Origin of the sequence: Microbulbifer sediminum (assembly GCF_021729035.1) — a bacterium.
Lineage (GTDB): Bacteria > Pseudomonadota > Gammaproteobacteria > Pseudomonadales > Cellvibrionaceae > Microbulbifer > Microbulbifer sediminum.
This window is the reverse complement of the sequence record NZ_JAJSAP010000009.1, coordinates 39877-53143: the sequence shown is the minus strand read 5'-3', so window position 1 is coordinate 53143 and position 13267 is coordinate 39877. Positions and strand designations below refer to the sequence as shown.

General features: G+C 63.1%; 10 protein-coding genes. 5 read left to right on the top strand and 5 right to left on the bottom strand.

What is annotated here, in order from left to right:
* The first annotated feature begins 20 nt into the window (after positions 1–20).
* Positions 21–572: a hypothetical protein gene (locus LVD11_RS14765; protein ID WP_237060273.1), complete on the top strand. Its 552-nt coding sequence runs from the start codon at positions 21–23 to the stop codon at positions 570–572.
* 219 nt (positions 573–791) lie between these two features.
* Here LVD11_RS14765 and LVD11_RS14760 read toward each other — a convergent pair whose 3' ends face one another.
* The 3 genes from LVD11_RS14760 to LVD11_RS14750 are packed head-to-tail and all read right to left on the bottom strand — an operon-like array spanning position 792 to position 5845.
* Positions 792–1604: a CLCA_X family protein gene (locus LVD11_RS14760; RefSeq protein ID WP_237060272.1), complete on the bottom strand. Its 813-nt coding sequence runs from the start codon at positions 1602–1604 to the stop codon at positions 792–794.
* A 9-nt stretch (positions 1605–1613) separates the two neighbouring features.
* Positions 1614–4175 carry an ATP-dependent DNA helicase gene (locus LVD11_RS14755; protein ID WP_237060271.1) on the bottom strand — a complete coding sequence of 854 codons (2562 nt, stop codon included), beginning with the start codon at positions 4173–4175 and terminating at the stop codon, positions 1614–1616.
* Positions 4172–5845: a VRR-NUC domain-containing protein gene (locus tag LVD11_RS14750; protein ID WP_237060270.1), complete on the bottom strand. Its 1674-nt coding sequence runs from the start codon at positions 5843–5845 to the stop codon at positions 4172–4174. The genes LVD11_RS14755 and LVD11_RS14750 overlap by 4 nt, the downstream gene beginning before the upstream one ends.
* A 325-nt stretch (positions 5846–6170) precedes the next feature.
* Here LVD11_RS14750 and LVD11_RS14745 point away from each other — a divergent pair, with 325 nt between their 5' ends.
* Both LVD11_RS14745 and LVD11_RS14740 read left to right on the top strand, forming a co-directional pair.
* Complete coding sequence (locus LVD11_RS14745; RefSeq protein WP_237060269.1) at positions 6171–6974, top strand: hypothetical protein; 804 nt, start codon at positions 6171–6173, stop codon at positions 6972–6974.
* A gap of 204 nt (positions 6975–7178) precedes the next feature.
* Positions 7179–8213, top strand: coding sequence for a zinc-binding dehydrogenase (locus LVD11_RS14740; RefSeq protein ID WP_237060268.1), 1035 nt, complete (start codon positions 7179–7181; stop codon positions 8211–8213).
* 9 nt (positions 8214–8222) lie between these two features.
* Here LVD11_RS14740 and mtgA read toward each other — a convergent pair whose 3' ends face one another.
* Positions 8223–8903, bottom strand: a complete 681-nt coding sequence (mtgA, locus tag LVD11_RS14735) for a monofunctional biosynthetic peptidoglycan transglycosylase (protein WP_237060267.1) — start codon at positions 8901–8903, stop codon at positions 8223–8225.
* 155 nt (positions 8904–9058) lie between these two features.
* Between mtgA and LVD11_RS14730 the strand changes: the two genes are divergently transcribed.
* Positions 9059–9613, top strand: coding sequence for a DUF4166 domain-containing protein (locus tag LVD11_RS14730; protein WP_237060266.1), 555 nt, complete (start codon positions 9059–9061; stop codon positions 9611–9613).
* Positions 9614–9635: 22 nt separating this feature from the next.
* Here the strand turns inward: LVD11_RS14730 and LVD11_RS14725 are convergent, their stop codons facing one another.
* Positions 9636–11138, bottom strand: coding sequence for a C13 family peptidase (locus LVD11_RS14725; RefSeq protein ID WP_237060265.1), 1503 nt, complete (start codon positions 11136–11138; stop codon positions 9636–9638).
* Positions 11139–11274: 136 nt separating this feature from the next.
* Here LVD11_RS14725 and LVD11_RS14720 point away from each other — a divergent pair, with 136 nt between their 5' ends.
* Entirely contained in the window at positions 11275–12969 is a 1695-nt protein-coding gene (locus tag LVD11_RS14720) for an alkaline phosphatase D family protein (protein WP_237060264.1), read from the top strand.
* Positions 12970–13267 lie beyond the last annotated feature (298 nt).

The window sequence follows — 13267 nt, the reverse complement described above, 5'->3', positions numbered from 1 at the left end:
ATTACCTTTAGGGGGCATTAATGAAAAAAATAGTAGTCCTGTTGGCGGCACTTGTTATTCAGGGATGCGCGGCGCGGCTGGCCATGACTGAACAACAGGAAGCAATATTGTCGGGCCTGACGCCCGCGGAAGCAGACAAGTCGATCGTGCGGCTGTTTACCCGAACTGATGAGCAGTCCGGACTGTTTTCTTCCAACGGCAGCCCCTTTATGTCAAACCCCCAGGTACTGGAGATCAAAGACGGAAAGGTGGTCTATTCCGATTTTGAGGAGCATGTCGCCGGTATTAATACCCGCTCGTTAGCGGGCACTGTTGATGTCGATATTGACTATGACCACACGGTGGAAAAATTCAGCCTCGACTTCAGGAAGATAAAAAAGATCAGCATTGTAAGCCCCGGGGTTCTCGACCAGAGCATGCTTAATTCTGATGAGGGCGTACAGCTCGGGCTGCATGCCAACGATGGAGTGTTTGTAAACATCGACATTAAAAAAGAATACATGGACCAGGCGATTGCCGTCGTGAAATTTTATAATGCCGATGCGGAAATCAAGAGTGGTATCGGCCTGTAAGGCACCGGAGTCAGGTCCCTAAAATTTCCAGTGCGGCTGGCAGTTGCCCGATTAGCCTGGCCGCACTGGTTGTCTTCCCTTCTTTAGAGCGATTCCTGTCGGACTCAAACCAGTATCACCATTATGATGGCTCCATTACTGGAGTGCTGGGAAAGTAGCAGTCAGTCTTTGGCTGGCTTCTCATTCCGGTTGAATTTCTCCCGTGCAGTCATGATCGTCTCAGGCATCGGAGGCGTTGGATTGTGACTGTTCCCGCTTCATACTCGCCCGCAGCGCCCCGCCCAGATAGCGAAAATATTCACTGAACGCCCTGTTGATTCGCTGCCGGTGCTCGCCGGTGGGATACAGCCCGAGTTTTGCCTCGTCGGTAGCCTTGGTGCCCGCCACCAGGAAGTTGTTGCTGATGCGGGCGTCCTGCACAAATGCCTCGAAAGCGCGCGCGCACATTTCTGCCGGGTCGGCGTAATAGACACAGCCATTGGCCTTGTCCACGGTTTTCGATGCTCGGAACATCTCGCTCGGCTGCTCGCCGGCCTCGTCGAGCATGATGGTGCGGAAGCAGGCAAACAGGCGCTCGTTGAGCGGATGGACCACCGGCGTGGCGTCGCGGAGCCAGGCTTCCGAGGCGAACATGCGCCCGGGGGCATCGCTGAATGCCTTGTCGGTAAGGTAGTGGTCAAGGGCGTGGAACCATTCGTGGGCGATGGCGCCGGGGCCGGCGTTCTTGGCCAGCGCGAACGTGCGCGCCGCGGGTTCATAGTGGGCGGATATCCCCGGGCGGCCACCGGTGCCGTACTGGAAGGAGAGGGTGCCGCGCAGGGACACCAGCAGTTCCGGTCCCTGCAGTATCGCCATCAGGTCCACCAGGGCGTCATAGAAAAGACCGGCAGCGCGATCCCGCTCCGCCTGCGTCACCCAGCGACCGATACTGATGGAGCGGAAACCGAAGCGTTTCCGCACGTCGGTAAAACTGATGGTGGCCTGTTCCCGGCGAATGGGGCTGCGGCGGTAGAACTGTCGGTTGAGTACCATCGGTTGCGCTTATACTCCGGAAAATTGATTGGCCGGGCCCTGCTCGCCGGGTGCCGCGTGCCAGAAATCCCGCAGGCTCCGCGACAGCGATTCGCCACTGTCGCAGGTCTGCAGCTGCCAGTGTCCTGGGTACAGGCTGCGGTAAAATGGATCCGCAAAACGGTAGTCCGCCAGGATCACCACACCCCGGTCTGACTCGGTGCGGATCACCCGCCCGGCGGTCTGCAGCACCCGGGTCAGCCCCGGGTAGCGGTAGGCGATATCGAAGCCGTTGCCGGCGACGTCACCGGTTTCAGCGGCCCGCCGCAACAGCTCCTGCTCCGCATTCACCTGCGGCAGGCCCACACCCACCACGATGGTGCCCACCAGCTGTTCGCCGACGTAATCCACCCCCTCACCGAACACTCCGCCCATAATGGCAAAGCCCAGGCTGCGGCGGCCGCCGGTGAAATGTTCCAGGAACGCGGCGCGTTCCTGCTCGCCGGCGCCCGGTGACTGCTGGACGACCTCTATCTCCGGGAACTGTTCGCCAAAACGCGCCGCCACCTGCTGCATAAAACGGTACGACGGGAAAAACACCAGGTAGTTGCCGGGCCGGCCGGCATACACCCGGGCGATCATATCCACCAGGGCATCGGTGGCCCGCTCGCGGGCCTGGTAGCGGGTATCCACATACGGGCACAGGTACACACCCAGTTGTTCCGACCGGAATGGCGAGGGCAGTGCGAGGTAGGGGGACTCCGCCTGCAGTCCCAGCTGCCCGTAGATATAGCCGGCGGGCCGCAACGTGGCGGAAAAGGTGAGGACCGCGTGGAACTGCCGGTATGTCTGCTGCAGGTATCCGGCAGCATTCAGGCACAGCAGCTTCACTTCCTGCTCGCGCCACGGGGCGTCCGGGTTTTCCGCACGGGTGAGGCAGCGGTGCTGTTGCCCCAGCAGCTGTTCAATGGTCACAAAGCGATGGAGGGCGCGCAGCCACTCGCCGATCTCCTCCGGCGGAGCCTGGGCGCGCTCCCACAGCTGGTTAACCACCGCCATCACCTTGTGCGCCGCGCGGCTGACCGCAGCCGGGTAGGGCTCGACGCTGTCAGCCTCGTTATCCACAAGCGGGGTTATCCACAACTCGCTATTGCGATTCCGGTCCCGGGACTGTGCGGTATGGGTGCCGGCTTCCCGTCGTTCGGCGATCCACTTGTCCAGCGACCGCACCAGGCCCTGGATGGCGCGCCGCAGGGTCGGGTGGCTGCCCTTGCAGGCGGCGGCCGCGCGGCGGCTGTCGCTGCGGGTGATGCGCGCGCTGTACATGGATCGCGCCCGGTCGATCAGGTTGTGCGACTCGTCCACTAATAAAGCGCGGCGCCGGGACTGGTCCTGCAGGCTGTGCATGTGCACCAGCGGGTCGAACACATAATTGAAGTCGCACACCACCAGGTCCGCCCAGGGCAGCATTTGCAGCGACAGTTCAAATGGGCACAGTTGCAGCCGGTCTGCCACTCTGGCGACGGTATCCGGTGTCAGTAGCGGCTGGCCCAGCAGGGCATTTCGGGCCTCTGGCAGGCGGTCGTAAAAGCCACGGGTGCGCGGGCAGATACCATCGGCATCCCGGCTGCACAGGCCCAGGCTGCAGGCACAGGTTTTGTCCCGCGCCTGGATTTCCAGCACGGAGAGTTGCAGGCCTTTTTCATGCAGCCGCGCTGCAGTTTCCCGTACTACCTGCCGGCCGGAATTTTTTGCGGTGAGGTATACCAGCTGGTCCACCTGCTGTTCACCCACCGCCTTGATGGCCGGGAACAGGGTGCTGATCGTTTTGCCGATGCCGGTGGGTGCCTCCACCACCAGCTCGCCGCCGTCACGCAGGCAGCGGTAGGCGGCGACCGCCAGCTCGCGCTGGCCCGGGCGATAGCCGGGGAAGGGGAACGGAAGGGCGCGGGCCGATTCCTGCACCCGCGCCCGGTGTGCCTGCCAGTCACGGTGCCACTGCAGGTAGTGCCTGAGGGCCGTAAGGGAGAAACCTTCCAGCTCGGGCCAGGTAAATTCCTGCAGTTCCGGGTAAGTATTCCGGTCCTTCAGGTTGTGCCACAACATCTGCAGCGCCACGCGGGACTGGCCGGTAACCGGCACTCCGGTTTCGGCCTGTTGCTGCAACAGGTAACAGTAGCCGTAGATTTTCAGTTGGGCCCAGTGCAGCTGGCGTACCGACTCCGGCAGTTGTTCCGGGGGCAGGTACGTGGTCTTGATCTCATCCAGTTGCACCAGTGTATGCAGGTCTGCCGGCGGGTGCAGGATATCCACGCGGCCGCCCAGCACCACTGAGTGCCCGTCGATCTCCAGTCCCACCTGTAAACGGTATTCAGCCTCGCTGCCTTTCGGACGCTTCTTCTGCAGTTTCTGGTGCGCGCGGATGCCCTCCTGGGCGGTGGGGCCGCCGCTGCTATCGCCCACCAGGTCGCCCGTGCGGCAGCTGAATGCCACCAGTTCGCCCACCGGGACTTGCAGCGTCGGAGTTCCGTCCGAGGTTGGTGACTGCTCACTGTCGCTGCGGAGTGCGTTGTCTGCCGTTGCTTCGCTCATGCCGGCGCCCACTCCACATGCAATACCCGGTGCGGGATCCGGTGGCGGGCGAAGAACGAGAGCCAGCGCTGCTGGTTCTGTTGCAGGCGGTCGCCGGGGCCCTTCACTTCCACCAGTTCGTAACCACCTTCCGCCGGGAACAGTACCAGGTCCGGCAGGCCGTTGCGGTGGTGGGAGATATCCCCCAGCAGGCGCCGGAACAGCACCCGCCAGTGGTCGGCGGGGATGCGTTCCAGGGCCAGTGCCAGCAATTCTTCCGGCAGGCCCTCCCAGCCCACCAGGGGATTGGCGATACCCCATTTGGCCCGGTACTGCTGCCACACCCGCTCCGCCAGCGTGTCAGTGTCCAGCTCTGCCAGCCGCTGTTCGAACGCCGCCCGGCGCTGCGGGTAAAAATCCGGGGTGCGGAAGTCGCTGGGCGCCACCTGGAAGGGATTGAAGAAGGCTCCGGGCACGGGGCTGAAGAGGATGTCCCATACGTAGAGCCCCAGTATCCCGTTGAACAGGGTGTTTTCCACCCAGAAGCACTGGTGATCCGTCGCGCCCTGTTCCAGGTGCGCCGCCGCCAGCAGCTCCACCCGTTCGGGTAGCCGGGGCAGGGTGACGGTGTCCGTGGGCGGCTGGTGCCGGGCCGGTGCTTCCCAGCCGTCCAGGCGCCGGGCCTTTTTGGCGGTGCGGTAGCCGAAACTCTCGGCGAACACCTGCTCGGCCTCGTTGTGGGGCGTGTCGAGGATTTCCCGGCACAGTGCCAGGCCGGATTCGATATCGTCGCGCTTGACCGCGATGCGTGCGCGCCGCTCCCGTGCCGGTGGCCGGCTGCAACGTCGGTACAGTTGGTCGGCGGCCTCCAGGGCGTCGAGCCGCTCCAGCTGCCGGGCCAGGGTCAGGCGCAGGCGGTCGAGCCGCCGGTGCAGGGTGGCATCGCCGTCGATACCATCAGGCAACTGTTCCGCCAGTGCCAGAATGTCATCGGCACTCCCCTCCAGGGTTTCCTCCAGCTGCGCCAGGCATTCGTAATAGCGCAGGTGCCGGTCGACCTGCGCCCGGTCCCGGAACGGCAGGTGCTCCCGGTCCAGCGGGTAGGCCTCGTAGCGGGACAGCCCCAGGTCCCGTAGCACATAGTCGGTGAGGTCCTGGTTCAGGTTGCCGAAGAAGCACAGCTTGAAGGTCTCGAAATGTTCCGCCGCCTGCACCGCCAGCAGGGTTTCCCTTGCGAGCAGCGCATCCCGCAAAACCGGAGTTTCGGCTTCCTGCTCCAGCAGGGCCTGTTCCAGGTCCGGGCGTTTGAGGGCTTTTGGCAGGGCGTTGGGGGTGCCCTGCAGCAGCTCCGCCTTGGTGAACAGGGGCAGTATCTCTTCAGGCGGCAGCGACGGGTCGCGCAACAACAGGCCGGCTTCCACCAGCTGGTCGGCGGCGCCGGGCAGGTCGGTGATCTCGGCATAGGCCAGCTTGCCCAGCCGGAACAGGGCGCCGCGGGAGGATGGCACCCCCTTGCGTGACAGCAGCCGCACGTAGAGCCGCTGGCTGTCGACTGCCAGCGCGCAGAAATCCCGGTAAAAGCTTCGCTCCCCTTCCGACAGCAGCCTCTCATACCGCGCCATCACAAAATCCACCAGGGCGCGGAAGTTGCTGAGGTAGTAGTCCGGTGCCAGTTCGACGGGTTCGCTCATGGGGCCTGCAGATTGCTCAGGGATCGTTGCCAGCGGTGGTGTTGCAGAAGCGGGTGAGGTCGGCTGGGGCAGCTGACCGGCAACCGCACGGGAGCTGTATGGTTATACAGCATGGCGCCAGCGACGACAAACCCCGGGCACGACCGGCTGGCCAGGGCAGCCATTGCGACCGAGTTCGAAATTTTCCCACGGGCTGCTGCTTGTGCGGATGCGAGTAAAGCCGGTATTGTGGTATGACGGAATCGCAAGTTCGGGCCGGTTCCTGCTGGCCGTGACTTTTCCAGCTGCCGTCGCCGGTATGTGGTCGTGCACGAAAAGATCAATAATGACCGCAACCCTGGAGAACCCTGTGATGCTCAGGAAACCCTTCCTCCTGCTCTGCACAGCGGCCATTGCCGCCTGTGCCTCTGTCGATTCTCGCCAGCCTGCGAGGCCTGCGGATGCCACCGATTACACGGCGACGGAGGTGGCACCTGCCGAGACCGAGCACTTTGTCCAGACTGATACCGAAGTCTTTGACGAGCCGATGCTCGGCGTGCTCTACGACTACGTTAACAAGCAGTATCCTTCCGACAACCTGGACTTGTTCATCTATCCGGTCAACCACTTCGACTGGAAAGATACCGGTCCCCTGCTGGAGCAGGAGATGGAGCGGGTATTTGCCGAGATAGACCGGGCGACGGAACTTGGCTATTACCGCTCGCGCAGTGCCCACGAAGTGGAGCCGCATACGGTTCCTTCCGGTGATGGGCAGTTGCAGGGACTCAAGGCCTCATTCGAATTCGAGACCAATAACGGGGGGCGCTATTTTTCCAATGTGTACCTGTTTATCGACCGGGATAAGTTCATCAAGGTCCGGAGCAGTTTTGACAGCGAGGCGACGGTGCCGTGGGATGGTGATGAGTTTGTCGGCGAGGTGCTGCCGAGGCTGCGGGTGCCAGGTGAATCCGCGCACCTGAAAAAACTCCGTGCCGCCCATCGACAGCAACTCAAGGATAACCTGATGCGGGTGTTCCTGCAGGCGGCCATGGAACAACAGGGAAGCACGGACGGCATCGAAGCGGTGGATGAGGCTGCCGAAGCCCCGGAGCCCGCAACTGAAGCGGACATGGAAAGCACCGAAGAATAGCGGTCCCGTTTATCAGCCCTCCTGTTATTTCCTCCTGCCCTGCAGCTGGCTCGCATACCGGTCACGATCGGCAAGCGGCCGGCTGCCACAATGACCGACCAATCGTGGCGTCACTCCTGCTGGCAGCGACCCTGGATTCTGGCCGCAAGACCTCCATACGGTTACCCTGATTTCTCTCACCGCGGAATTGGAAGGTTGGTATTCATGAGTCAATCCCGGCGTGCCTGGCGCACGCGCAAGGCCGGAGCCATCAGTAACCTGCAGCTGGTGGAGGAACCGCTGCAACCTCTGGGCGCCGATAAAATCCGGGTGGAGGTGAAGGCCGTGGGCCTGAACTTCGCCGACATCTTCGCGCTTACCGGCCTCTACTCGGCGACACCCGAGGGGAGTTTTGTCCCGGGGCTGGAATTCAGTGGGATAGTGAGCGAATTGGGTGCCGCGGCTGAGACCGACCTTGCCGTGGGAGACCGGGTCTACGGCTGCATCCGCTTCGGCGGCTACGCCACCAGTGTGGATGTACCGCCGCAGCACTGCCGGCGGATGCCCGAGGGCTGGTCGTTCGCCGAGGGGGCCGCCTTCCCGGTACAGAGCCTTACCGCCTTCTATGCGTTGACCGACCTGGGCGCCGTGCAACCGGGCCAGCTGGTGCTGGTGCACAGCGCCGCCGGCGGCGTGGGCCTGCAGGCCATGCGCATGCTGCAGCAGGTGGGCGCCGTACCTATCGGCACCGTCAGCTCGGACAGCAAGCGCGCATTCCTGGCGGGGCTGGGTTTTCACGAGATTATCGTGCGCGGTGACGACTTCGGCGCGCAGCTGCAGGCGCAACTGGCCGGCCGGCCGCTGCATGCGGTGCTGGACGGCATCGGCGGTGAGATACAGAAACAGTCCTTCAGGGCGCTGGCGCCCACCGGACGGCTGGTGGTGTTCGGGGCCGCCGAGTTTACCCCGGGCGACAGGCCCAACTGGCTGAAGGCCGCCTGGCTGTACCTGAAGCGGCCGCGCTACGACGTGATGGATATGATCAGTAGCAACCGCTCGGTAATGGCCTTCAACCTGATCTGGCTGTGGCAGGAACAGGCACTGTTCGACCGGCTACTGGAGGGCAGCGCAGGCCTGGGATTACCGGCGCCTCACGTGGGTCACGAGTTTTGTTTCGAGGAAGCACATGAAGCGATCGAGTGCCTGCGCAGCGGTAAGTCGGTTGGCAAGGTGGTGCTGAAGGTGGGGATGAGTGAGTAAGGTTATTGCTCAGAGCTGTCCCAGGTAACCCGTCCCGCCCAGCTGCCGCACCTGCCGGTCGATGGTGTAGGCGCGGTTGCGCACGTAGCTTGAGGGGTTGCGTGCGGACATCCGTTTGGGGCTTGGCAGCACTGCTGCAAGCCGCCCGGCCTGCCAGCGATTGATATTCCTGGCGGAGGCGCCGAAGAAATTCATTGCCGCCGCCTGGGCGCCGTAAACCCCCTCGCCGAACTCGGCGATATTCAGGTAGACCTCCAGGATCCGCTCCTTGGGCCAGAGGATTTCCATCAGCAGGGTGAACCAGGCTTCCAGCGCCTTGCGCACATAGCTGCGCCCGTTCCACAGGAACAGGTTCTTGGCGGTCTGCTGGGTAATGGTGCTGGCACCGCGGATACGGCCGCGATCCTCCTTGAGGGCCTTCATCATGGAGGCAAAATCAAAGCCGAAGTGGTGCGGGAATTTCTGGTCCTCCGCCGCGATCACGGCCATCTGCAGGTTGGGGGAAATCTGTTCCAGCGATCGCCACTGGTGCGCTGCCACCCGTCCGCTCTCCCGCTCCCAGGCCGAGATAACCGCCGAGGAAGCGGGATTAATCCAGCGCAGGGCCAGGACCATCAACACGGTCACGGCTACAAATCCGCTGCCGATCCAGAAGGTATATTTGGCGGTGCGTTGCAGGTGTCGGGTCATAGTGGTTGGGTACAGGTTCTCGCGGTCAACTTACTGGGACCTCCCGGAACACCCAGGGTTCCGTCTTTCCAGTTTACTCCGCTGGCAGCATCCGAGAGAATCACGGTATCAACTACGCGCAGGCAGATAACTGTATTGCGCCTCCCGGAGCCCCAATGACCAGCACCATAGTGAAAGACTGGTTTGGATACCACTTCGCTGACCTGCATCCAACTCTCCAGCAGTTGCATACCAATGGTGGGAGGCTTGTTGGTGACGTGACGCTGTCCCGCGGTAGCGGGCTTGCCGGCGTGATTGGCCGGCGCCTTGCGAAGAAAATGCGCTTGCCGGAACCGGGTTCCCACAGGCTGGCCGTCGATATTTCACACGGTGCTGATGGCCTGTACTGGCACCGCAGTTTTAATGAAACGAACCGGGTCCACTCCCTTTTCAGGCCGGTGGGAAAAATCGGGAACGGCTACTGGATTGAGGAAACCGGGCCGCTCTCCATGCAGTTGACGGTGGATATTATCGATGGCGGTTGGTTCTGGCGCTGTCTCAAAGTGAAATTCATGGGGCTGCCGATCCCGCGCTGGCTTGTTCCCGAATCCCGGGCTTACAAGCTCGTTGAAGCAGGGAAGTATCGCTTTCATGTGGAGTTTTCCCTGCCTGTGCTCGGCTCCCTGGTTTCCTACAGCGGCCTTTTGGCCGCTGAGCACACAGTGCCCTGAGTGGATGAAGGCCGGTGCAAGCTCACCTGGCCTGCGCTTGCCACCACTGCAGGAACCGCTCGCCGATGGAATGCTGCGGCATCGAGTGCTCATCCCCGGTGATTCCCTGTTCCTTTTCCATTTCAGTAACCCGCCGGTTCGCCGCCGCGAACCAGGCGGCGGGATCGTGGGGCCCCACTGCCAGTGCGTCGCCGTACAATGCCGCGCTGAACCAGGTGCGCTCGGAATCGTCGCTGCACCCGAACGAGGTGCGGTCGGCGGCGGCGGACGTGAATACCACGCGGTTGGGCCCGGCCAGGGCCTCTTGCCACTGGCCGGAGTAGCACGCGGAAACGATTACCCACTGGTACTCCGCCTCGAGCCCGTCCAGCCATTTGCTGCCGTCCGCGACGGAGAGGTCGTTCAATGACAGGTTGTGCTCAGCCAGCACCAGGTCCCCGTTTTCGTCCCCGTGGCTGACAAAATGCACCAGCAGCAGGTCCTCCTGGGGATCGAGGATTGAATCCAGTTTTTCCAGGCTACTGCGGATACTGGTACGGGTGGCCATGGGCAGCTCACCGCCGCCTCCGTTGGTGAGGCGCAGGTGGCGGCCTTCAATATCGAACACGGTGGCCAGCCGCCCTGCGACCCAGTCCACCTCGCGGGCGAACACACCCTCGGTACCGTCGCCGCCCACCACCAGCGTGTAGATGTCACGCACGCCGGGCCGCTGTGGGGCCAGCGCGGCGTGGGCGGCCTGCAGGCGCTCCGCTTCGGAATACAGGCGGGATTCCATCGCCGCGGCCTGCTGGCGGGAGCTCTGTTGCCAGGCCTGTTTACTGGGGTAGTAACGGCCGGAGACAAAATAACCCTGTTCTTCAAGTCGCTGGCCCTCGTCACCCTCGCGGATGCGCACGCCCTCGCCATTGGCCTCGCCGTATTCGAAGTTGGCGCGGATGATGGTGCCGTCCGGCCGGGTCAGCTCGCCCTCGCCGTTATAGTAGGTGTATTGAAACTCGCCCTCGTAGCGGTAACCCGCTTCATCCCGGTAGTTGCCCTGCACCATATAGCCGTATTCAAAGGTGCCCTCGTAGTCAGCACCATCGGCCGTGGTGCGGTGCCCCTGGCCGTGAGGGGTGAAATCCTGGAACTCGCCCTCGTAGGTGTCGCCGCTGGCCGATGACACCGAGCCCTTTACCAGCTCTCCCTGCCGGAACTCGCCTTCCCACACCGCATCGCCGCAAGCGTAGTGGCCACTGCCATGGAAATCGCCCTCCCGGAACTCTCCCTCATAGATGCAGCCATCCGCGAACACCATTCGCCCCTGGCCGCTCATCTGGCCCAGGCTGAACGTGCCCTGGTAGTGGCGGCCGTCCGGCCAGTTGAGTTCCCCCTGGCCGTGGAACAGGCCGTTTTCCATATTTCCGGAATAGACGGCGCCGTCCGGCAGGGCGGTCCCGCCGCCGAACTGTTCCGGCCCGCAGCCGGTAAGGACCAGCACCAGGGTGGGCAGGGACAGTGGGGAGAGGAATGCGAGGGGTTTCATGGCTGGATCCAGATTGCGGACTTCTGGAGCCAGACTAACAAAAAGGCCGGCACCTCGCTTCACGGGACTTTAGCGGGGCTGTCATACTTGGCGAATAGGGTAGCTAGCCACAACCAATAACCAGAAGAGGGCAGCCGTGAGCAGACTGACTAGACGCAATTTTATCAAAGCCGCGCTCGCCGCCAGTGGCGGCGTGCTGGTATCCACTCCCCTGCAGGCCATGACCCGGCCAGAGCTGCCCTCAGAGGCCAGCTTCCCGCACGGAGTGGCCAGTGGTGACCCGCTGCAGGACGCGGTGATCCTGTGGACCCGCGCCGTACCAGCAACAGGCCACGGCGCGCAGGATCCGGTCAAGGTCACCTGGGAACTGGCCAGGGACAACGATTTCACCGATGTGCTGCGCCGGGGTAGCGTGGAGACCGGTCCGCGACGCGATTACACCGTCAAGATCGATGTGCAGGGACTGGAGCCGGATACCCGCTACTATTACCGGTTTGTCGGCGCCAGTGAGCAGAGCCCGGTGGGCCGCACCAAAACCCTGCCCACCGGCAGCGTGGAGCAGGTGAAACTGGCAGTGTTCTCCTGCTCCAATTACCCCGCCGGTTATTTCAATGCGTACGCCCTGGCGGCGCAGCGGGAAGACTGGGATGCGGTCCTGCACCTGGGGGATTACATCTACGAGTATGCGGCCGACGGCTATGCCACCGAGCGCTCTGCGGAGATTGGCCGCGCGCTGCCGGCTGACAACAGCGGCGAGATCCTTAACCTGGCGGATTACCGCAAGCGCTATGCCCTCTACCGCACCGATGCCGGGTTGCAGGCGCTGCACGCGGCTGCGCCGTTTATCGCCGTGTGGGACGACCACGAGGTGGCCAACGATACCTGGAAAGAAGGGGCGGAGAACCACAGCGCGGAAGAGGGCGACTTCTTCGAGCGCCGCGCCGCGGCCATCCAGGCCTATTACGAGTGGCTGCCGATCCGCCCGCCCATGGGCGAGAGCAAACCGCAGATTTACCGCAGCTTCCAGTTCGGCGACCTGCTGGACCTGCACATGCTGGATACCCGCGTGATCGGCCGCGACCAGCAGCTGGATTTCGCCGGCTACCTGGGCGAGGACGGCAGCTTTGACGGGCGTGCCTTCGGTGCCGCACTGGCGAACCCGGACCGCACCCTGCTCGGCCCCACCCAGCGCAACTGGCTGGCCGAGACACTGGCACAGGCCAAAGGCCACTGGCAGCTGCTGGGCCAGCAGGTGTTGATGGGCAAGATGCACCTGCCGGCTGAAGTCATGATGAGCTTCTATAGCCAGGGTAAAAAGGAAGACCCTACCCCGGAGCTGGTGCAGCTGAAGGCCGCCAGCCTGCAGGGCCAGCCGTTGACCGAGGCTCAGCGCGCGCGCCTGGCGCAGGTGGTGCCCTACAACCTGGATGCCTGGGATGGCTACGCGGTGGAGCGCGAGGCGCTTTACCGCCATGTGGCGGCGCAGAGCAAGAACCTGGTGGTGGTGGCGGGGGATACCCACAATGCGTGGTGCAATCACCTGACCGACGATAGTGGCAAGCTGGTGGGCCTGGAGTTCGCCACACCCAGCGTTACTTCGCCGGGGATGGAGAGCTACCTGAAGCTGGACGAAAAATCCGCGGCGGAATTGGCCCGGGGTATGTCGGTCCTGATCGATGACCTGCAGTACTGCAACCTGCACCAGCGCGGCTTTATGGCGCTGACATTCAACCGGGAGCAGGTGCAGGCGGACTGGCACTTCATCGACAATATCGACAGCACCGAATTCAGCGAGGCGGGGAGCCACAGCGTGGTGCACAGCCTGGTGTGAGCCGGGCGTTGGTCTTTCGGATGGAGATGCGGGGAGTCCAACAAGCCCGCGTTGCGGGCTTGCCCCAGAGGATTAGCTTCGCCCTTCGGGCTCGCTGGTCTCCGGCGCTGCGCGCCTCCGGCTCGAACGAGGCCTAACGGAAACCTCGGCGGCGGTTAAATACCAAAAAGGCCACCCTGGCTGGGTAGAGCTGGTCTTTCGGATTGGAGGTGCGGGGAGTTCAACAAGCCCGCGTTGCGGGCTTGCCCCAGAGGATTAGCTTCGCCCTTCGGGCTCGCTGGTCTCCGGCGCTGCGCGC

What these genes read in the sequence shown, in the direction of transcription:
- LVD11_RS14765 (WP_237060273.1), top strand. Translation starts at nt 21, where the DNA reads ATGAAAAAAATAGTAGTCCTGTTGGCGGCACTTGTTATTCAGGGATGC.
- LVD11_RS14760 (WP_237060272.1), bottom strand. Translation starts at nt 1,604, where the DNA reads ATGGTACTCAACCGACAGTTCTACCGCCGCAGCCCCATTCGCCGGGAA.
- LVD11_RS14755 (WP_237060271.1), bottom strand. Translation starts at nt 4,175, where the DNA reads ATGAGCGAAGCAACGGCAGACAACGCACTCCGCAGCGACAGTGAGCAG.
- LVD11_RS14750 (WP_237060270.1), bottom strand. Translation starts at nt 5,845, where the DNA reads ATGAGCGAACCCGTCGAACTGGCACCGGACTACTACCTCAGCAACTTC.
- LVD11_RS14745 (WP_237060269.1), top strand. Translation starts at nt 6,171, where the DNA reads ATGACCGCAACCCTGGAGAACCCTGTGATGCTCAGGAAACCCTTCCTC.
- LVD11_RS14740 (WP_237060268.1), top strand. Translation starts at nt 7,179, where the DNA reads ATGAGTCAATCCCGGCGTGCCTGGCGCACGCGCAAGGCCGGAGCCATC.
- mtgA (WP_237060267.1), bottom strand. Translation starts at nt 8,903, where the DNA reads ATGACCCGACACCTGCAACGCACCGCCAAATATACCTTCTGGATCGGC.
- LVD11_RS14730 (WP_237060266.1), top strand. Translation starts at nt 9,059, where the DNA reads ATGACCAGCACCATAGTGAAAGACTGGTTTGGATACCACTTCGCTGAC.
- LVD11_RS14725 (WP_237060265.1), bottom strand. Translation starts at nt 11,138, where the DNA reads ATGAAACCCCTCGCATTCCTCTCCCCACTGTCCCTGCCCACCCTGGTG.